Consider the following 20,012-nt stretch of genomic DNA (forward strand, 5'->3'; position numbering starts at 1 on the left):
AATGACCGTTACACGGTCTCCGGACGCCGACGTACCGGGTACCCCTCGGCATGCGGGACAATGAGGGAATGTCCACGACCACGCCCACCGTGAACACGACCCTGAGCATCGGCCCGCACGCGGTGCGGCCGCCCGTCGTGCTCGCCCCCATGGCCGGGATCACCAACGCGCCCTTCCGCACCCTGTGCCGGGAGTTCAGCGGCGGCAAGGGCCTCTTCGTCAGCGAGATGATCACCACCCGGGCGCTGGTCGAGCGCAACGACAAGACCATGCAGCTGATCCGGTTCGACGAGAGCGAGAAGCCGCGCTCCATCCAGCTGTACGGCGTCGACCCGGCGACCGTCGGCAAGGCCGTCCGCATGATCGCGGAGGAGGACCTCGCCGACCACATCGACCTCAACTTCGGCTGCCCGGTCCCCAAGGTGACCCGCAAGGGCGGCGGCTCGGCCCTCCCGTACAAGCGGAACCTACTGCGGTCCATCCTGCGCGAGGCCGTGAGCGGCGCGGGCGACCTGCCGGTGACGATGAAGATGCGCAAGGGCATCGACGACGACCACCTGACCTACCTGGACGCCGGCCGGATCGCCGTCGAGGAGGGCGTGACGGCCATCGCGCTGCACGGCCGCACCGCCGCCCAGCACTACGGCGGCACCGCCGACTGGGACGCCATCGCCCGGCTGAAGGAGCACGTCCCGGAGATCCCGGTGCTCGGCAACGGCGACATCTGGTCGGCCGAGGACGCGCTCAGGATGGTGCGCGAGACCGGCTGCGACGGGGTGGTCGTGGGCCGCGGCTGCCTGGGGCGGCCGTGGCTGTTCGCGGACCTGGTCGCGGCCTTCGAGGGGCGCACGGACTCCTTCGTACGGCCCACGCTGCGCGAGGTCGCCGACGTCATGGTCCGGCACGCCGCGCTGCTGGGGGAGTGGATCGGCGACGAGTCGCGCGGGGTGATCGACTTCCGCAAGCACGTGGCCTGGTACCTGAAGGGCTTCGCGGTCGGCTCCGGGATGCGGAGGCGGCTCGCGGTCACCTCCTCGCTGGAGGAGCTGCGGGCCGGGCTCGACGAGCTGGACCTCGGCCAGCCCTGGCCGTCCGGCGCCGACGGCCCCCGCGGCCGTACGTCCGGCAACAACCGGGTGGTGCTGCCGGACGGCTGGCTGAAGGACCCGTACGACTGCGCGGGCGTCGGCGAGGACGCGGAACTGGACACCTCCGGCGGCTGATCAGCCCCTGGTGGGGCGCGGGACGGAGCCGTAGGCCGTCAGGAAGCGGTCGCGGAACGAGCTCATCCGCCACACGGGCGCGTCCTCGGCGGGGGTGAGCCCCTCGGTCCAGTTCCAGGCGTCGGTCCGCTCCAGCACCTCCGGGTCCTTGGCGACGATCGACACCGGCACGTCCCGGCTCGCGCGGTCGCCGCTGACGCGGGCGATGGGCTGGTGGTCGCCGAGGAAGACCAGGACGGTGTCGTCGGTGCCGTAGCGCTCCAGCCACTGGGTGAGGGCGGTGACCGAGTACTGGATCGATCTCCCGTACTCCCGCCGGGACTCGGTGGAGTCGGCGACGACGTCGGCGGGTTTCCTCCCCGCCCGCCGGATCGCGTCGAAGACCGAGCCGTCGCCGAGTTCGTCCCAGTCGACCAGTTCCGGGACCGGGGCCCAGGGCTGGTGGCTGGAGGTGAGGATGATCTCCGCCATCAGCGGCCGGTCGCGCCCGCGGCCGTGCTCCAGGCGCTGGAAGGCCTCCAGGGCGTACTGGTCCGGCATGGTCGACCAGCTGAACTTCGGCCCCCGGTAGCCGAGGTCGAAGGCGTCGTAGACCTTGTCGAGGCCGTACCACTCCGCCTCCGGCCAGGCCTTCCGCACCCCGGGCATGATCCCGACGGTGTCCCAGGCGCCGGTCTCGCGGAACGCCCCGGTGAGGGTGAGGCGGTCGCCGGAGGTGACGGTGCGGTAGCGCTGCTGGTTGTCGACCCAGAGGCCGGACAGGGCCGTGGAGTGGCCGAGCCAGCTGCTGCCGCCGTACGTCGCCGAGGTGAGCCAGCCGCTGCGGGCGTGGTAGCCGGCCCGCGCGAGCGCGGCGGTGCGCGCGTCGAGGGTGCGGGTGACGCCGGGGGCGATCAGCGGGTCCTCGACGGCCGTGCGGCCGTAGCTCTCGATGAAGGCGAGGACGACGTCCTTGCCGCGCAGGTCCGGGACGAGCCGGCCGGGGGGAGTGGCGCCGAAGGCGTCCGCCCGTGCCTCCCGCGCGAAGGCCGCCTCGTCGCGCAGGGTGTCCACCACGCGCCGCGTCTGTCCCTTCAGGGCGCCCGCGGCACGGTCGGAGGCGACCGGCACGCCGGAGACCTGGATACCGAGCGCGGCGCAGGCGACCCACGCCGTCCCCGCGATCAGCGCGCCCCGGGTGGCGCGGACGCGGTGCCGGGCCAGCAGGTTGCCGAGCCGGACGGTGGCCAGCGCCGTGACGGCCACGAGGAGCAGGGCGAGGACGACCGCGCCGACGGCGGCGGCGGTCGCGGCCGTGGAGCCCGTCGAGTCCGCGACATAGCTCTGCGCGTCGTCGAGCAGCCCCCAGTCCAGCAGGACGTTGAAGCCGCGGCCCAGATACGCGGTGAACCCGATGTCCAGCAGGTTCAGCACGGTCAGGACGCCGATGCCCGCCCCGTACAGCGCCGCCACGACGATCCGCGGCCGGCGCGGCAGGGCGAGCAGCAGGACGGCCCCGATGATCGCCTCCGCCGGTATCCGGGTGAACCGGCCGGGCCGGAGCCCGGGGGCGGTGTTCGGCATCAGGAGGGCGCCGACGACGAGGGCGGCGGCGAGGACGTGCAGCGTCCGGTGGAGCACGCGGGCGGCTGCGGGGTGGGCGTCGCGCGCGTCGCGCAGGCGTGTGAAGACAGGCAACCCGGAGGTCCCTTCCGTACCGAGCCCGGTGGGAGGCGGACCCGGCGTGGGGGTCCGGGTCCGCCGCCGTTCCGTACGGGTGGAGCGGCGGGTGTGTTCATCTGACCGGGGATTTTGGATGCCGGGGCCGGGTCCGGGGCCGGGTCCGGGGGAGCGGGGCGCCGGATGTAGTCCGGATGGTGGAATCCGGCTCGCCACGGCAGCGTGATTCTCGCCACCCTTGATAAGGGTTGCGCTCAGATGAGCGAATCGTGGGCGCTTGCACTTCTCAAAGGACGGCACTCAGTGCCATCTCTTGATCGTTCATCGAGCGAAATCAAACGTGGTAATTGCCGCTCAGGTGAGCACTCAAGGGGTCGATCGGGAGGCTGGTGCGTTCAAGAGGTGAAAACATTCGGCCGCCATGACTTGCCAAGCTTTGACTTTCGATCCGCTGGCGGACGAGTGGTTACAGGCGCATGACGCACAAGTGGACGTACCCAGACGCCTTTGATCTGGGTACATTCCTCGCCGTCAGGGCAGCCACCGCGTCCTCGAGGAGTCGAGACCCGTGTCGGAAAACAAAGATCCCCACGTAGCTCAGTCGGGCACGAGCGTTGAGGGCGTGAAGTTCGTCTACGACTTCACCGAGGGCAACAAGGACCTGAAGGACCTGCTCGGCGGCAAGGGCGCCAACCTCGCCGAGATGACCAACCTGGGCCTTCCCGTCCCGCCCGGCTTCACCATCACCACCGAGGCCTGCAAGACCTACCTCGACAGCGGCGAGGAGCCGGCGGCACTGCGTGACGAGGTGAGTGCGCACCTCGACGCCCTCGAAGCGACCATGGGCAAGAAGCTCGGCCAGGCCGACAACCCCCTCCTCGTGTCGGTCCGCTCGGGCGCCAAGTTCTCCATGCCCGGCATGATGGACACGGTCCTCAACATCGGCCTCTCCGACAAGTCCGTGCAGGGCCTGGCCGAGCAGGCCGGCGACGACCGGTTCGCGTGGGACTCCTACCGGCGCCTCATCCAGATGTTCGGCAAGACCGTCCTCGGCGTCGACGGCGAGCTGTTCGAGGACGCGCTGGAGGCGGCGAAGGCGGCCAAGAAGGTCACCGTCGACACCGAGCTGGAGGCCGCCGACCTCAAGAAGCTCGTCACCAGGTTCAAGAAGATCGTCAAGGCCGAGGCCGGCCGGGACTTCCCGCAGGACCCGCGCGAGCAGATGGACCTCGCCATCAAGGCCGTCTTCGACTCGTGGAACGGCGACCGCGCCAAGCTCTACCGCCGCCAGGAACGCATCCCGCACGACCTCGGCACGGCCGTCAACGTCTGCTCCATGGTCTTCGGCAACCTCGGCCCGGACTCCGGCACCGGCGTCGCCTTCACCCGCGACCCCGCCTCCGGCCACCAGGGCGTCTACGGCGACTACCTGCAGAACGCGCAGGGCGAGGACGTGGTCGCGGGCATCCGCAACACCGTGCCGCTCGCGGAGCTGGAGTCGATCGACAAGAAGTCGTACGACCAGCTGATGCAGATCATGGAGACGCTGGAGAACCACTACAGGGACCTCTGCGACATCGAGTTCACCATCGAGCGCGGCCAGCTGTGGATGCTCCAGACCCGGGTCGGCAAGCGCACGGCGGGCGCGGCCTTCCGGATCGCCACGCAGCTGGTGGACCAGGGCCTGATCGACGAGGCCGAGGCGCTCACCCGCGTCAACGGCGCCCAGCTCGCCCAGCTGATGTTCCCGCGCTTCGACGAGGACGCCCAGGTCGAGCAGGTCGGACGCGGTATCGCGGCCTCGCCGGGCGCGGCGGTCGGCAAGGCGGTCTTCGACTCGTACACCGCCGTCAAGTGGTCGCGTTCCGGCGAGAAGGTCATCCTGATCCGCCGCGAGACCAACCCCGACGACCTGGACGGCATGATCGCGGCCGAGGGCATCCTCACCTCGCGCGGCGGCAAGACCTCCCACGCGGCCGTGGTCGCCCGCGGCATGGGCAAGACCTGTGTCTGCGGCGCGGAGGAGCTGGAGGTCGACACCAAGCGCCGCCGGATGACCGTGCCCGGCGGGCACGTGGTGGAGGAGGGCGACGTCGTCTCCATCGACGGCTCGTCCGGCAAGGTCTACCTGGGCGAGGTCCCGGTCGTCCCCTCCCCGGTCGTGGAGTACTTCGAGGGCCGGATGCACCCGGGCGCCGACGACGCCGACGAACTGGTCGAGGCCGTGCACCGGATGATGGCCTTCGCCGACCGCAAGCGCCGGCTGCGGGTGCGGGCCAACGCCGACAACGCCGAGGACGCGCTGCGCGCCCGCCGCTTCGGCGCCCAGGGCATCGGCCTGTGCCGTACCGAGCACATGTTCCTCGGCGACCGCCGCGAGCTGGTCGAGCGCCTGATCCTGGCCGACACCGAGGCCGAGCGCGAGGAGTCCCTGAAGGCCCTGCTGCCGCTGCAGAAGCAGGACTTCGTGGAACTCTTCGAGGCGATGGACGGCCTCCCGGTCACCATCCGCCTGCTCGACCCGCCGCTGCACGAGTTCCTGCCCGACATCACCGAGCTGTCGGTCCGCGTCGCCCTCGCCGAGTCCCGGCAGGAGCCGCACGAGAACGAGCTGCGCCTGCTCCAGGCCGTGCACCGGCTGCACGAGCAGAACCCGATGCTGGGCCTGCGCGGCGTCCGTCTCGGCCTCGTCATCCCGGGCCTGTTCACCATGCAGGTGCGGGCCATCGCGGAGGCGGCGGCCGAGCGCCGGGCGGCCAAGTGCGACCCGCGCGCGGAGATCATGATCCCGCTGGTCGGCACGGTCCAGGAACTGGAGATCGTCCGCGAGGAGGCCGACCAGGTCATCGCCGAGGTCGAGCGGACCACCGGCACCTCGCTCAAGCTCGCCATCGGCACGATGATCGAGCTGCCGCGCGCCGCGCTGACCGCCGGCCAGATCGCGGAGGCGGCGGAGTTCTTCTCCTTCGGCACCAACGACCTCACCCAGACGGTGTGGGGCTTCTCCCGGGACGACGTGGAGGCCTCGTTCTTCACGGCCTACCTGGAGAAGGGCATCTTCGGGGTGTCGCCGTTCGAGACGATCGACAAGGACGGCGTGGGCTCGCTGGTCGCCGCCGCCGCGAAGGCCGGCCGCGCCACCCGCCCCGACCTGAAGCTCGGCGTCTGCGGCGAGCACGGCGGCGACCCGGAGTCGGTCCACTTCTTCCACGAGGCCGGCCTGGACTACGTCTCCTGCTCCCCGTTCCGCATCCCGGTCGCCCGCCTGGAGGCCGGCCGCGCGGCCGTCACGTCGACGGGCAGCGACCACCGGTAGGGGCACGCGAAGCCCCGGAGCCGTTGCCTGTCACCCGACCACCCTCACCGATCGGCAGCGGCTCCGGACCACGAGAAGAGGGCGGCACCCGTGCGGGGGTGCCGCCCTCCCGCGTGTGCGGGGGCCGGTCCCGGAACGTACGGACCACCACGACGGGGAGGGCGGGGACCCGGTGCCACTCGGTGTGCGCGGGAGCGGCATCGGGCCGCTGAGCGGTCCGGCCGGTGCCCTCGCGGCCCGGGCGCTCCCGGCGGTCCTCGCCGGTCGGCGCGGGGGCGGGAAGACCGGCTCCCTGCTGCTGTCCTGGTGAGCCGGGAGCCGGTCTCCGTACGGGGGCGGCAGCGGGCGGAACCGGTGTGGCCCGCCGGACCCGCCCATCGGCCGGCGCGCGACCCGGACGCGCGCCGGCCGATGGGCGGCTATGCCGCCTTCACCTCGTACGCCGTCACCCGTACCGTCTCGTCGTCCAGGCACTGGCCCGACTCCAGGTCGAAGCGCTGCTTCAGGAGCGGGGAGGCGACGAAGGGGCGGCCCCGGTGGGTGCCGGTCAGGCCGCGGGAGAGGACGGCCGCGCCGGTGAAGGGGTCGCGGTTGTCGATGGCGTACAGGCGGCCGGTGCGGTCGGCGAAGACGGCGACCTGGCGGCCGTCGGGCAGCAGGGCGGCCACCCCGCGGCCGGGGAGCAGCGTGCTCAGGTCGCAGACCGTGAACCAGTCGTCGGCGAGGCGGAGCCGGACCTTCAGATCGGTGGTCTCGAGTGCCAGGGTCATCGCGTGGCGCTTCCTTCCAGGATCTCGTCGGCGGGGCGGAGGCCGATGTTCAGCAGCGGCAGGTCGGGCTTCATCTGGTCGCGCTCGGGGACGAAGGCGACCACCGGGTCGGGGGTGTCGGGGGCGTTCACGAAGGACACGAAGCGGGCCAGCTTCTCCGGGTCGTTGATGGTCTCGGCCCACTCGTCGCGGTAGTGCGAGACGTGGGCGGCCATCAGGGCCTCCAGCTCGTCGCAGATGCCGAGCGAGTCGTGGACGACGACGTCCCGCACGTGGTCCAGGCCGCCGGGGATGCGGTCCAGCCAGACGCTGGTGCGCTCCAGACGGTCGGCGGTGCGGATGTAGAACATCAGGAACCGGTCGATCAGGCGGATCAGTTCGGCGTCCGAGAGGTCCTGCGCGAGCAGGTCGGCGTGGCGCGGGGTGGCGCCGCCGTTGCCGCCGACGTAGAGGTTCCAGCCGCCCGCGGTGGCGATGACGCCGAAGTCCTTCGACTGGGCCTCGGCGCACTCGCGCTGGCAGCCGGAGACCGCGGACTTGAGCTTGTGCGGGGAGCGCAGGCCCCGGTAGCGCAGCTCCAGGTCGATCGCCATGCGCACGGAGTCCTGGACGCCGTAGCGGCACCAGGTCTGCCCGACGCAGGACTTCACCGTGCGCAGCGACTTGCCGTAGGCGTGGCCGGACTCGAAGCCGGCGTCGACCAGGCGGGCCCAGATGACGGGCAGCTGCTCCACCCGCGCGCCGAACATGTCGATGCGCTGGCCGCCGGTGATCTTCGTGTAGAGGCCGAAGTCGCGGGCGATCTCGCCGATCACGATCAGCTTCTCCGGGGCGATCTCACCGCCGGGGATGCGCGGCACGACCGAGTACGAGCCGTTCTTCTGCAGGTTGGCCAGGAAGTGGTCGTTGGTGTCCTGGAGCGCCGCCTGCTCGCCGTCCAGGACGTGCGTGCTGGCGCCGATCGTCGGGGCGAGGGAGGCGATGATCGAGCCGACCGTCGGCTTGCAGACCTCGCAGCCGTCGCCGCCCCGGGCGGACTCCCGGCCGTGCCGGTCGAGCAGGTCCCGGTAGGAGGTGATGCGCAGGGCGAGGACGATCTCGTACAGCTCCTCGCGGGTCTGGGAGAAGCAGCCGCACAGGCCCTTGTCGACCTCGACGCCGCTCGCCTCCAGCTCGGCGTTGATCAGCTGGCCGAGGACCTTGACGCAACTGCCGCACGTGGTACCGGCCTTGGTGCACTTCTTCACCTCGGGCACGGTGGTGCACCTGTGTTCGGTGACCGCTTCGCGGATCGTGCCCTTGCGGACGTTGTTGCAGGAGCAGATGATCGCGTCGTCCGGCAGCGCGGACGGGCCGAGCTGGACGGGAGCCCCCGCGCCGGCCGGCAGCACCAGCGACTCGGGCGGGACCGGCGGGACGGAGCCGGTGAAGGCCTTCAGCGTGCCGTACGCCTCCGCGTCGCCGACCAGGATGCCGCCGAGCAGCGTGCCGTCCCGGCCGATGACCAGCTTCTTGTACAGGCCGGCGCGGGAGTCGGAGTAGACGACGTCCAGGCAGTCGCCGGCGGTGCCGTGCGCGTCGCCGAAGGACGCCACGTCCACGCCGAGCAGCTTCAGCTTGGTGGACAGGTCGGCGCCGGTGAACGCGGACTCGTCCTCGGCGATCGTCGCGGCGGCCGTCTCGGCCTGCTCGTAACCGGGCGCGACCAGGCCGTACACCCGGCCGTCGGCGGCCAGCGCGCACTCGCCGATCGCGAACACGTGCGGGTCGGTGACCGTGCGGCACTGCTCGTCGACCGCGATGCCGCCGCGCTCGCCGACGGTGAGCCCGCAGTCGCGGGCCAGCTGGTCGCGGGGGCGGACACCGGCCGAGAACACCACCAGGTCGGTGGTGAGTTCGGAGCCGTCCGACAGCTTCATCCCGGTGACCGCGCCGTCCTCGCCGACCACGATCTCCTGGGTGCCGACGCCGGTGTGGACGGACAGGCCCATGTCCTCGATGGTGCGCAGCAGCGCCGCGCCGCCGCCCTCGTCGACCTGGACGGGCATCAGCCGGGGCGCGAACTCCACGATGTGGGAGGTGAGTCCGAGGCCCTTGAGCGCACCCGCCGCCTCCAGGCCGAGCAGACCGCCGCCGACCACGGCACCGGTCGTCGACTTCCTCGCGTACTCCTCGATCGCGAGCAGGTCCTCGATGGTGCGGTAGACGAAACAGCCCTCGGCGTCCTTGTTCGGCACCGGCGGCACGAACGGGTAGGAGCCGGTGGCCAGGACCAGGACGTCGTAGCCGACGACCAGCCCCGAGCGGGCCGTCACCGTGCGCGCCGCACGGTCGACCGTCTCCGCCGGGTCACCGACGTGCAGCTCGATGCCGTGCTCCTCGATGAACGCCATGTCCGTCATGGACAGGTCCTCGGGCGTCCTCCCCGAGAAGTACGAGGTGAGCTGGACCCGGTCGTACGCGGGGCGCGGCTCCTCGCACAGCACGACCACGCGGTGCGTGGCGGTCAGGCCGCGTCCGGCGAGGGCCTCCAGGAAACGCTGGCCGACCATGCCGTGGCCGACGAGCACGATCGTGGGGGATGCCCCGGGAGTGGCGGTCATCAGGAGCCTCCATCGTTGGTGAGCAGGTGGAGCAGGGGCCCGCCGTCGGAGGGGAGCGGCTCTGCTCCCTCCCAGGCGCGCGCGAGGGCGCCGACGGTGCCGAGTTCGCCGACGAGGACCCCGCCGACCAGGCGGTCGTCGCGGACGACGACCTTGCGGTAGGTGCCCCGGGTGGCATCGGCGAGCTGGACGACGTCGTCGCCCGGCAGCGCCTCGGTCTCGCCGAAGGCGGCCAGGTCGAAGGGGCTGTCCGGCCCGGTGAGGGTGAGCCGGGTCAGGGAACGGGTGCCCGTGTAGCGGGAGTCCGCGTCGCCGGCGAGCAGCGCGGCGAGCGCGTCGGCCTGTTCCAGCGCCGGGGTGGCCAGCCCGTACACCGTGCCGGCGTGCTGGACGCAGTCGCCGACGGCGTGGACGTACGGGTCGGAGGTGCGCAGCTCGTCGTCGACGACGATGCCCTTGCGGACCTCGATTCCGGCGGCCTGCGCCAGCCCGACGCGCGGGTGCACCCCGCAGGCCAGGACCACGAGGTCGGCGTCGAGGGCGTACCCGTCGGCCATCTCCACCGAGCGGACCGCGCCGTGGACGCAGCGCACGTCCCGCACCCGGCACTCGGTGTGCACCTCCACGCCGAGGCCGGTCAGGTGCCGCTCGACGAGCTTGGAGGCGGCCGGGTCCAGCTGGCGTTCCATGAGCCGCTCGGACTGCTGGGCGAGGACGACCTGCGCGCCGCGCACGGCGAGCGCGCGGGCCGCGGAGACCCCGAGCAGCCCGCCGCCGATCACCACCGCCCGCACCCCCGGCCGCACCGCCTTGGCCAGGCCCAGGCAGTCGTCCAGGGTGCGGAACGCGTGCACGCCCTCGGGCAGCTCGTGGTCCTCGGTGAACAGGCCGCGCAGCGGCGGCAGTACGGGGTTGGAACCGGTGGCCAGGACCAGCCTGTCGTATGCGATCACCGAGCCGTCCGCGCAGGCGACGGTCCGCCCGGCGCGGTCGATGCCGGTGACCCGGGCCCGGATCAGCTCCGCGGGCGCCGGCAGGGCGATCACCTCGGGGCTGTAGCGTCCGGCCAGCACCTCGGCGAGCAGCACCCTGTTGTACGGGCGGTGCTCCTCCTCGCCGACCAGCGTCACGGGCGTGCCGAGCTCGCCGAGCCGCCGAGCGAGTCGTACGCCCGCGAGGCCGGAGCCGATCACCACCACACGCTTATTCGAGGTCATGTCCTTGAGCGTGCGGTGCGGGTGTTACCCGGTGGCATCACCTCTGTTTCCCGCACGGAACGCTGCCCTCAGCGGTGGACGGGGAGGGATGTGAGGGTTCCGGGCACCGGCCGGGCGGGCGTGTGAGGGGGCCAACCTCAATAAACGCTCATCTCGATGGACGCAGCATCTACCCCGTCCCTAGGCTCGCGGCCATGCCCGACATCCCCCTGACCACGGTCGTCCTGCTCTGTCTGGCCGCCCTCGCCGCCGGCTGGATCGACGCCGTGGTCGGCGGCGGCGGGCTGCTGCTCCTGCCCGCCCTGCTGCTCGGCCTGCCCTCCGGCACCCCCGCCGCGCACGCGCTGGGCACCAACAAGGCGGTCGCGATCGTGGGCACCACGGGCGCGGCGGTGACGTACGCCCGCAAGGCGCCGGTCGACGTGAGGACCGCCGTGCGCATCGGCCTCGCGGCCCTCGCCGGATCGTCGGCCGGGGCCTTCTTCGCGGCCGGGATGAGCACCGAGGTCCTCAAACCGGTGATCATGGTGGTGCTGCTCGCCGTCGCCGCCTTCGTGATCCTGCGCCCCGCCTTCGGCACGGCCCCCGCCACCGGCCCGGCCACCCGCCGCCAGATCCTCGCCGCGATCGGCCTGGCCGGACTCGGCATCGGCTTCTACGACGGTCTCGTCGGCCCCGGCACCGGCACGTTCCTCGTCCTGGCGCTCACCGCCGTGCTCCACCTCGACCTGGTCACCGCCTCCGCCACCGCCAAGATCGTCAACTGCTGCACCAACGCCGGCGCCCTCGCCACCTTCGCCTGGCAGGGCGCGGTGCTGTGGCAACTGGCGGCGCTGATGGCGGTGTTCAACCTGGCGGGCGGCACGCTCGGCGCGCACACGGCCCTGAAGAAGGGCAGCGGCTTCGTCCGCGTCGTCCTGCTGACGGTCGTCTTCGCACTGGTGGCGAACCTGGCGTACGAGCAGTGGCTGGCCTGAGCGGCACACGGTGGTCGACCCGGCTGACGTGATCCGCCCGCGGGAGTTCGGGCGGCGCGGCCCCGCTCAGCGGCTGTCCGTCAGGTGGGCGTACACGACGACGTTCCCCCGGTACCCGGTCGTCCGGGAGTAGCCCCCGCCGCAGGTGATGACCCGCAGCTCGGGGCGGTGCGCCGCGCCGTACACCTTCGCGTCGGGGAAGGCCCGCGCGTCGTGCACCTCGACGGCGTCCACCACGAACACGGCGACGGTGCCGTCGCGGCGGTCCACCTCGATGGTGCTGCCCTTGCGCAGGGCGCCGAGGGAGTAGAAGACGGCGGGCCCGTCGGCGTTGTCGACATGGCCGGCGACGATCGCGGTGCCCGTCTCGCCCGGGGTGGCGCCGGCCTCGTACCAGCCGGCCAGGTTCGCGCGGTCGGCCGGGGGGACGTCGAGGCTGCCGGTGTCCGTCAGGCCGAGGCCGGTCAGGGGCGCGTCCACGTGGATCGCGGGGATGCGGACGCGGGCGGGAGGGGAGGGCGGCAGGGCGGGGGCCGGGGCGGGGGCCCGGCCCGCGCTGCGGTCGTCGTCCGTGTGCGCCTGGGCGGCGGACGGCTGCGGCGGCGCCTGCGTCCGGATCCCGTCGCGCAGCAGCCAGGTTCCCGCACACAGGGCGCACACCGTGACGGCGGCTATCGCTGCGTTGCCCGGACCCCCGGTCCGGTGGAACCTGTGGAGCATGGCGGACTGACCTCATCTCGAGTCGGCCCCGTACCCCCCTCCGGGCCGCGAGGGGCGTCGGACCCGGAGGGGGAGGGGACATGCGGTACCGGCGGGACGGGCAGCGGAGGGTGCCCGTCAGATCCCGTCGCCTCTCGCCCGGCGATGCAGGAGCCAGGTACCGCCCGCGGCGGCGACGGCGAGAGCCGTCACACCGCCCGCGGTCTGCACGGGGTCGGGGCCCAGCGCGCCCCCGACCCCCGTCTTCACACTTCCCCGGGGAACCGTCCGCCGCGCGTCGGGCGTCAGCGTGACCACCAGGTCGCCGGCCACCCGCCGGCCGCTCCCGTCGCACGCCGCGACGATCTCGTACGTCCCCGGCTGCGCGCTCGGCGGCACCCTGAACTGTCCGATCGCGTCCCGTTCGTGCGCGCTCGGCGCCAGCGTGAACCGGCCGGAGCCCACGGCGGTGGCGTCGCCCGCCGCGGTCCCGTCGTCGCCGCACCCCGCGGTGTTCACCGTGACGTGCGATCCGGGGACGACCGAGGACGGGTACACCTCCAGGCTCCCGGCCGGCTCCCCGGCGTACGCGGGCGTGGCGAGCGGCCCCGCGGCGGCCACGGCGAGCACGGTACCGGTCAGCAGCCGGACGGTACGTCGCATCGATGCTCCCTAGAGCGGTCCACGGCCCGCGGCACCTCCATGTGCCGCCGTCGGACGCGTCCCTGCCCCTTTGAGGTAAGTGCCACCGGGCCGCCGCCGCTTCCTGAGGGAGCGTCAGGAGACTGGCTGAACGGGTATCAGGCACACCCGAACGGCCCTCCTCTTCACGGCGTTTCAGCAGGTCACCGGTGCCGCGACGATCCGCTCGCGGTAAAGCGTCCGAAGGGGGCGGCGCATGGGGTGAACGGGTGACCGGCGCGTCGGCGAGGACCGCCCGCGGGGCCGCGTCCAGGGCGTTACCCCCGCCACTCCCCGCCCTCGACCGGCTTCCCCCGCGCCCGCAGCCGGGCGGTCACGGCGGGGGCGGCGACGTACACCCAGGCCCGCACCGCCGTGCCGTCGCCGGTCCGGACGACGTCCCGCGCCACCCGCTCGTAGAGGTTGCGCGGGTCGCCCGGCACGTACTCCTCCAGCCGGTCCAGCTCGGCGAGCAGCCCCGGGTACGCCTCCGGCAGCGCGGTCACCAGCTCCCCGCTCACCACACCGCCCGGCTCCTCGACGGCGTACGGGTACCCGGGCCCCTCGTACAGCACCGCGCCCCGGAGCCGGCCGGGTTCCTCGCGCAGGGTGCGGCCGCGCAGGAAGAGGTCGTGGTTGCGCTCGCCGGGGCGCAGCGTGCCGTAGACGAAGAAGGGGAGGACCACTGGTTCACCTGCGCGGACGGTCGGGGGAGCCTGGCGGGGACGATTCTCGCCCGCGCGCACCCGTGGCCCCTCGACCGGCCCCGCTACGCCGAGGCGGGCGCGGGCCGGCCGGCCTCCACCGTCTCCAGGCGCACCGCGCACGCCTTGAATTCCGGCATCCGGGAGGTCGGGTCGAGGGCGGGGTTGGTGAGGGTGTTGGCGCGGCCCTCACCGGCCCAGTGGAACGGCATGAAGACCGTGTCCGGCCGGATCGCGGACGTGATCCTGGCCGGCGCCACCGCCCGCCCCCGCCGGGACACCACGGCCACCGGATCGCCCTCGGCCGCGCCGAGCCGCTCCGCCAGCCGGGGGTGCAGCTCCACGAACGGGCCGGGCGCGGCGGCGTTCAGCTCGTCCACGCGCCGGGTCTGGGCACCGGACTGGTACTGCGCCACGACCCGCCCGGTGGTCAGCAGCACCGGGTACTCGTCGTCGGGTTCCTCGGCGACCGCCCGGTGCGAGACCGGCGCGAAGCGCGCCCGCCCGTCCTCGGTGGCGAACCGGTCGAGGAAGAGCCGGGGGGTGCCGGGGTGGACGCCGGCCGCCGGGTCCCCGGGCGCCGGGCACGGCCAGAACACGCCGTTCTCCTCCGCCAGCCTGCGGTAGGTGATCCCCGAGTAGTCCGCGGGGCCGCCCGCGCTGGCCCGGCGCAGCTCCTCGAAGACCTCCTCGGGATCGGTCGGGAACCTCTTCTCCGGGCTCCCCTCCCCACCCAGCCGCGCGGCCAGCTCGTGCATGACCTCCAGATCGCTGCGGACGCCCTCCGGCGGGGTGATCGCGCGCCGCCGCAGCAGCACCCGCCCCTCCAGGTTGGTCGTCGTCCCCGTCTCCTCCGCCCACTGCGTCACCGGCAGGACGACATCGGCGAGCGCGGCCGTCTCCGACAGCACGACGTCGCACACCGCCAGGAAGTCCAGCGAGCGGATCCGCTCCTCGACGTGCGCGGCGCGCGGCGCCGACACCACCGGGTTGGAGCCCATCAGCAGCAGCGAGCGGATGTCCGTGCCGAGCGCGTCCAGCAGCTCGTACGCGCTGCGCCCCGGGCCGGGAAGGCTGTCCGGGTCCACGCCCCACACCCCGGCGACGTGCGCCCGCGCCGCCGGATCGGTCAGCTTGCGGTAGCCGGGCAACTGGTCGGCCTTCTGGCCGTGTTCGCGCCCGCCCTGCCCGTTGCCCTGCCCGGTCAGGCACCCGTACCCGGACAGCGGCCGGCCCGCCCGCCCCGTCGCCAGGCACAGGTTGATCCACGCGCCCACCGTGTCCGTGCCCTTGGACTGCTGCTCGGGCCCGCGCGCGGTGAGCACCATCGCGGCCTCGGGCTCGCAGAACAGCCGCACCGCCTCCCGCAGCCGGGGGACGGGCACGCCGGTGATGCGCTCCACGTACTCCGGCCAGTGCGCCATCGCGGCGGCCCGGGTCTCCTCCCAGCCGCTGGTGCGCTCCCGGATGTACGCCTCGTCGGTGCGCCCCTCGGCGACGATCAGGTGCAGCAGGCCCAGCGCCAGCGCGAGATCGGTGCCGGGACGCGGCGCCAGGTGCAGATCGGCCTGCTCGGCGGTCTTCGTGCGGCGCGGGTCGACGACGATCAGCGTGCCGCCGTTCTCCCTCAGCTCGGTGAAGTACCGCAGCGACGGCGGCATGGTCTCCGCCGGGTTCGACCCGACGAGGATCACGCAGCCGGTCCTCGGGATGTCCTCGAGCGGGAACGGCAGCCCCCGGTCAAGACCGAACGCCCTGCCGCCCGCCGCCGCGGCCGACGACATGCAGAACCGCCCGTTGTAGTCGATCTGGGAGGTCCCCAGCACCACCCGCGCGAACTTGCCGAGGCTGTACGCCTTCTCGTTGGTCAGCCCGCCCCCGCCGAACACCCCGACCGCGTCCGCCCCGTACTCCGCACGCGTCCGCCCCAGCCCCGCGGCGACCCGCTCCAGCGCCTCCTCCCAGGAGGCCGGCACCAGCGCGCCCCCCTCGGACCGCACCAGCGGCGAGGTCAGCCGCACGCTCGACGACAGCACGGCGGGCGCCGTGCGCCCCTTCCCGCACAGCGCCCCCCGGTTCACCGGGAAGTCCGCGCGCTCACTGACCTCGACGGCTCTCCCGTCGGGGGCCGGCGTCAGATTCATCCCGCACTGCAGGGCGCAGTAGGGGCAGTGCGTGGGCGTCACGGTGTCTCGCATACGGCCCAGGCTGCGCCGCCGGTGTTACACACCGCGCCGGCCGCTGTTACACCCCGGGTACGGCGACCTCCCCGCCGGCCGGGGCCCGCGGTGAGGCGTCGGCGGAGTCCCGTTCAGACGCCGACGAGCCGGATACGGTCACCGCACAGCCGGGACATGCCATCGATGTCGGACGTCAGTATGACCACCGGGCCCGGCTGGCGCAGCGCCATCTCGGCCACCGTCGCGTCGATCGCGTACGTGTGCCCGTGCAGGCCGGCGGCCTTGAGCAGCTCCGCCGCCGCTTTCGCCGCCTGCTCGGTCACCGGCTCGACCTTGACGCGGGACAGCGCCCACCGCAGCCGGGCCGTGTTCACCCGCGCGTGACTCACTTCCACGATGGTGTTGGCTCCGACGACGAAATCGGCACCCATCGCATGGAACACCTGGAACATCGCGGCGATCTTGCGATCCTGGGCGATCCAGGCGGAGAGGCCCTCGGAGTCCAGGACGACGGTCTCGACGTGCCCGCTCACGCCGCGCCCGCCGACCCGTCGGCATCGGTGTTCCCGAAGATCCGGGAGCGGGCCTTTGCGAGCTCCTCCTCGGTGAAGGCTCCGTACTCCTCCTGGTGGTGCAGCAGATCGGCCCCGAGCAGCTGGTGCCGCAACTGACGCGCCACCGCTTCGGCGACGTAGCCGGAGACGTTGTCGGTGAGCTTCTTCAGTTCGGCGACCTGCTCCGTCGGGAGCGTCACCGTGATCCGCGTCGTGTCCGCCACGGAAGCGAGCATGCTGGAGTATGCGTGACACGTCAGTCCGGCGTCCCCGGGCCGTGGACGCCGGCCAGCGCCCGCTCCACCCCCCGCTCCCGCGGCCCGAGGAAGCGCGGATCCGGGCGGAACACCGCGTCCAGCGCCGCCTTCCCCGCCGCGAAGAGCTCACGGACGCCCCCGTAGTACCAGGTCACGTCGTGGCGGTCGGCGACGCCGACGCCGTACGAGGCGACCCCGGCCGTCCGGCACAGGGCCACCGCGCGGCGGATGTGGAAGCCCTGGCTGATCAGCACCGCGCGGTCCACGCCGAAGACCTTCTTCGCTCGGACGCAGGAGTCCCAGGTGTCGAAGCCCGCGTAGTCGCTGACGATCCGCGCGTCGGGGACGCCGTGCCGGATCAGGTACGCGCGCATCGCGTCCGGCTCGTCGTACTCCTCGCGGCTGTTGTCGCCGGTGACCAGGACCACCTCGATCCGTCCCGCGTGGTACAGCTCCGCCGCCGCGTCCAGCCGGTGCGCGAGGTACGGCGACGGCTCCCCGTCCCACAGCCCCGCGCCGAAGACCACGGCGACGTCGGTGCGCGGCACGTCGGCGGTGGTGCGCAGCCGGTCGTCCGTCGTCAGGCGCAGCCAGGTCGCCGGCAGCAGCGCCAGCACGCACACCGCGACCACCCCCCGCACCAGCCGCCGCCACCCCGTACGGGTGCGCGGCAGACGCGGACGGCGGACTCTGAGACGGCGCATCGGACGGGTCCTCCCCGGTCGGTCCTCGACCGGGAGAGACGCCCCGCCGAGCCCTCCGGTTCGCCTCACGCTCCGTGACCGGCTTCACGCGCGGGGCGGAACGCCAGGTCGACCCGCCTCACATCCACCGCCGCCCCCATGGTGAACCGCTGGAAAACACCCGTCACGCCCGCGCAACGGGAAGGCAACGTGCCGCCTTCACGATCGGTGCATGACGGCGTACCCCCCGAACGACCACGACACCCGGCCCGCCCTCGTCGTCGTGGCCCACGGCAGCCGCGACCCGCGAGCGCTGAGCACCGTACGGCGGCTCCTGGACCGCGTCCGCGCGCTGCGGCCGGACCTGCCCGTGCACCTGGGGCACATCGAGCTGAACGCGCCCCTGCTCCCCGACACCCTCTCCGAGCTGGACGCGCGGGGCACCGGGGCCGCCGTCCTCGTGCCGCTGCTGCTCAGCCGGGGTTACCACGTCAAGCGGGACATCCCCGAGATGGCCGCCGAGGCGCGGCTGCACGCACGCGTGGCCGCCCCGCTCGGCCCGCACCCCCTGCTCGTGGACGCCCTGCACGCCCGCCTCACCGAGGCCGGCTGGCGCACCCCGGCGGACGCGGCGGCCCGCCGCGCGAGCGGGATCGTGCTCGCCGCCGCGGGCTCCCGCGACCCCGAGTCGGGCATCGACACCGGCCGCACCGCGCGGCTGCTCGCCGAACGCCTCGGCGTCCCCGTGGTCCCCGCGTACGCCTCCGCCGCCGCCCCCACGGTCCCGGACGCCCTGCGCGCCCTGGCCGCCCGGGGCCGCCACCGCGTGGCCGTCGCCTCCTACTTCACCGCCCCCGGCCGCTTCGCCACGGAGTGCGCGGCGGCCGCGCCGGGCATCGCGTCCGCCCCCCTGGGCATCCACCCCGCCATGGCCCACCTCGTCCTCCACCGCTACGACCAGGCCCTGAGGACCCCGTCCACCGCACCGCTGGAGATGGCGTCGGCCGTCTGAAGGGGTGCGGGGCACCCAAGGGGCGCAGGGGCACCCGAGGGGCACGGGGAACTGCGCAAAAAAGGAGTCCGGGGGCGCAGCCCCCGGGGAAGGGACGGCAGGGGCGAGGAAGACCGGACGCGTAAGTCACCCCCGCTGTCACACCTCCCCCGTACTGTCATGGCATGGAAGGCACCGCACCCCCCGCCGCATACGACCCGACGTCGGTCGCCCGCTGGGCCCCCGAACCCGACAAACGCCCCGGCCGCACCGCCTTCCAACGCGACCGCGCCCGCGTCCTGCACTCGGCCGCCCTGCGCCGCCTCGCCGGAAAGACCCAGGTCGTCACCCCGGGGGAGCACAGCCAGGTCTGGGACGCCAGCCCCCGCACCCGCCTCACCCACTCCCTCGAATGCGCCCAGGTCGGCCGCGAACTCGGCGCGGCCCTCGGCTGCGACCCCGACCTCGTGGAGGCCGCCTGCCTCTCCCACGACCTGGGGCACCCGCCCTTCGGCCACAACGGCGAACAGGCGCTGAACGAGTTCGCCGAGGACTGCGGCGGCTTCGAGGGCAACGCCCAGTCGCTCCGCCTCCTCACCCGCATCGAACCCAAGCGGTTCACCCCCGAGGGCTCCGTCGGCCTCAACCTCACCCGCGCCGTCCTCGACGCCGCCACCAAGTACCCCTGGCCCCGCGGCGCCCACCCCACCGACCCGGCCTCCCCGAAGTTCGGGGTCTACGAGGACGACCGCCCCGTCTTCGACTGGATCCGCGAGGGCGCCCCCGGCACCCGCACCTGCTTCGAGGCCCAGGTCATGGACTGGTCCGACGACGTGGCCTACTCGGTGCACGACGTGGAGGACGGCCTGCACGCCGGGCACATCGACCCCAGCTGCCTGCACGCCGAACCCGAGCGCCGGGCGGTCTTCGCCGTCGCCGTCGGCCGGTACGTCCCCGCCGGCACCGACCCCGCCGAACTCGAGGAGGCCCTCGACCGCCTCCTCGACCAGGAGTGGTGGCCGCACGGCTACGACGGCACCGCCGTCGCCCAGGCCCGCCTCAAGGACGCCACCAGCCAGCTCATCGGCCGCTTCTGCCTCGCCGCCGAGGGCGCCACCCGCCAGGCATGGGGGTACCGCCCAGGCCGTTCAGGCACTGGGGGAGGGGGCGGGCGGCTCACCCGGTACGGCGCCGAGCTGGTCGTACCGCGCGGCATCCGCATGGAGTGCGCGGTCCTCAAGGCGGTCGCCGACCGGTACGTCATGCAGCGCGCCGAGCAGGAGCTGCTCCGCGCCGACCAGCGGATCGTCGTGCTGGAACTGGCGGAGGCGCTCACCTCCCGCGCCCCCGACGGCCTGGACCCCCAGTTCCGCACCCTGTTCGACCGGGCCCCGGACGACCGAGCCCGCAAGCGCGTGATCGTCGACCAGATCGCGTCGCTCACCGACGCCTCGGCCCGCTCGCTCCACGCCCGTCTCACCGGGCAGGCGTGAGCCGT

At 73.3% G+C, this 20,012-nt stretch carries 17 protein-coding genes; 6 read left to right on the forward strand and 11 right to left on the reverse strand.

Features of this window, described 5'->3' with window-relative positions; translation table 11 throughout:
- Positions 1-68: 68 nt before the first annotated feature.
- Positions 69-1,223 (forward strand): tRNA dihydrouridine synthase DusB, encoded by a 1,155-nt coding sequence (gene dusB / locus ACFY3N_RS06285; protein ID WP_390815458.1) that lies wholly within the window; start codon positions 69-71, stop codon positions 1,221-1,223.
- On the opposite strand, the gene ACFY3N_RS06290 is transcribed toward dusB, so the two are convergent.
- A complete protein-coding gene (locus ACFY3N_RS06290; protein WP_390815569.1) occupies positions 1,224-2,786 on the reverse strand; it encodes a CDP-alcohol phosphatidyltransferase in 1,563 nt (520 codons plus the stop codon).
- 664 nt (positions 2,787-3,450) lie between these two features.
- Here ACFY3N_RS06290 and ppdK point away from each other — a divergent pair.
- On the forward strand, positions 3,451-6,198 hold the full coding sequence (ppdK, locus tag ACFY3N_RS06295) for a pyruvate, phosphate dikinase (protein WP_390815459.1): 2,748 nt from the start codon (positions 3,451-3,453) through the stop codon (positions 6,196-6,198).
- Between the two features lie 172 nt (positions 6,199-6,370).
- On the forward strand, positions 6,371-6,508 hold the full coding sequence (locus ACFY3N_RS06300) for a hypothetical protein (protein WP_390815460.1): 138 nt from the start codon (positions 6,371-6,373) through the stop codon (positions 6,506-6,508).
- Positions 6,509-6,617: 109 nt separating this feature from the next.
- Here ACFY3N_RS06300 and nirD read toward each other — a convergent pair whose 3' ends face one another.
- Genes nirD through ACFY3N_RS06315 form a run of 3 tightly spaced genes read right to left on the reverse strand, consistent with a single transcriptional unit; the run spans position 6,618 to position 10,788 of the window.
- Positions 6,618-6,968, reverse strand: a complete 351-nt coding sequence (gene nirD, locus ACFY3N_RS06305; RefSeq protein WP_390815461.1) for a nitrite reductase small subunit NirD — start codon at positions 6,966-6,968, stop codon at positions 6,618-6,620.
- Positions 6,965-9,571, reverse strand: a complete 2,607-nt coding sequence (nirB, locus tag ACFY3N_RS06310) for a nitrite reductase large subunit NirB (protein WP_390815462.1) — start codon at positions 9,569-9,571, stop codon at positions 6,965-6,967. Before nirB ends, nirD begins: the two co-directional genes overlap by 4 nt.
- The gene (locus ACFY3N_RS06315) at positions 9,571-10,788 is read right to left on the reverse strand and encodes an NAD(P)/FAD-dependent oxidoreductase (RefSeq protein ID WP_390815463.1); all 1,218 of its coding nucleotides are present in this window, start codon (positions 10,786-10,788) and stop codon (positions 9,571-9,573) included. Before ACFY3N_RS06315 ends, nirB begins: the two co-directional genes overlap by 1 nt.
- Positions 10,789-10,982: 194 nt before the next feature.
- On the opposite strand from ACFY3N_RS06315, the gene ACFY3N_RS06320 reads away from it, so the two are divergent.
- A complete protein-coding gene (locus ACFY3N_RS06320; RefSeq protein ID WP_390815464.1) occupies positions 10,983-11,765 on the forward strand; it encodes a sulfite exporter TauE/SafE family protein in 783 nt (260 codons plus the stop codon).
- A gap of 66 nt (positions 11,766-11,831) precedes the next feature.
- On the opposite strand, the gene ACFY3N_RS06325 is transcribed toward ACFY3N_RS06320, so the two are convergent.
- The 7 genes from ACFY3N_RS06325 to ACFY3N_RS06355 form a co-directional block, all read right to left on the reverse strand.
- A complete protein-coding gene (locus ACFY3N_RS06325) occupies positions 11,832-12,485 on the reverse strand; it encodes a class F sortase (protein ID WP_390815465.1) in 654 nt (217 codons plus the stop codon).
- A 117-nt stretch (positions 12,486-12,602) separates the two neighbouring features.
- Positions 12,603-13,127, reverse strand: coding sequence for a hypothetical protein (locus tag ACFY3N_RS06330; RefSeq protein WP_390815466.1), 525 nt, complete (start codon positions 13,125-13,127; stop codon positions 12,603-12,605).
- A gap of 296 nt (positions 13,128-13,423) precedes the next feature.
- Positions 13,424-13,831 carry a gamma-glutamylcyclotransferase family protein gene (locus ACFY3N_RS06335; RefSeq protein WP_390815467.1) on the reverse strand — a complete coding sequence of 136 codons (408 nt, stop codon included), beginning with the start codon at positions 13,829-13,831 and terminating at the stop codon, positions 13,424-13,426.
- An 83-nt stretch (positions 13,832-13,914) separates the two neighbouring features.
- A complete protein-coding gene (locus ACFY3N_RS06340; protein ID WP_390815468.1) occupies positions 13,915-16,047 on the reverse strand; it encodes a molybdopterin oxidoreductase family protein in 2,133 nt (710 codons plus the stop codon).
- Positions 16,048-16,160: 113 nt separating this feature from the next.
- Positions 16,161-16,562: a DNA-binding protein gene (locus ACFY3N_RS06345; protein ID WP_390815469.1), complete on the reverse strand. Its 402-nt coding sequence runs from the start codon at positions 16,560-16,562 to the stop codon at positions 16,161-16,163.
- The gene (locus ACFY3N_RS06350; RefSeq protein WP_390815470.1) at positions 16,559-16,807 is read right to left on the reverse strand and encodes a hypothetical protein; all 249 of its coding nucleotides are present in this window, start codon (positions 16,805-16,807) and stop codon (positions 16,559-16,561) included. Before ACFY3N_RS06350 ends, ACFY3N_RS06345 begins: the two co-directional genes overlap by 4 nt.
- Positions 16,808-16,839: 32 nt before the next feature.
- Positions 16,840-17,544 carry a vancomycin high temperature exclusion protein gene (locus ACFY3N_RS06355; RefSeq protein ID WP_390815471.1) on the reverse strand — a complete coding sequence of 235 codons (705 nt, stop codon included), beginning with the start codon at positions 17,542-17,544 and terminating at the stop codon, positions 16,840-16,842.
- Positions 17,545-17,755: 211 nt separating this feature from the next.
- Here ACFY3N_RS06355 and ACFY3N_RS06360 point away from each other — a divergent pair, with 211 nt between their 5' ends.
- Complete coding sequence (locus ACFY3N_RS06360; RefSeq protein ID WP_390815472.1) at positions 17,756-18,535, forward strand: sirohydrochlorin chelatase; 780 nt, start codon at positions 17,756-17,758, stop codon at positions 18,533-18,535.
- 164 nt (positions 18,536-18,699) lie between these two features.
- Positions 18,700-20,007: a deoxyguanosinetriphosphate triphosphohydrolase gene (locus ACFY3N_RS06365; protein ID WP_390815473.1), complete on the forward strand. Its 1,308-nt coding sequence runs from the start codon at positions 18,700-18,702 to the stop codon at positions 20,005-20,007.
- Positions 20,008-20,012: the final 5 nt, after the last annotated feature.

Origin of the sequence: Streptomyces sp. NPDC000348 (assembly GCF_042898795.1) — a bacterium.
GTDB lineage: Bacteria > Actinomycetota > Actinomycetes > Streptomycetales > Streptomycetaceae > Streptomyces.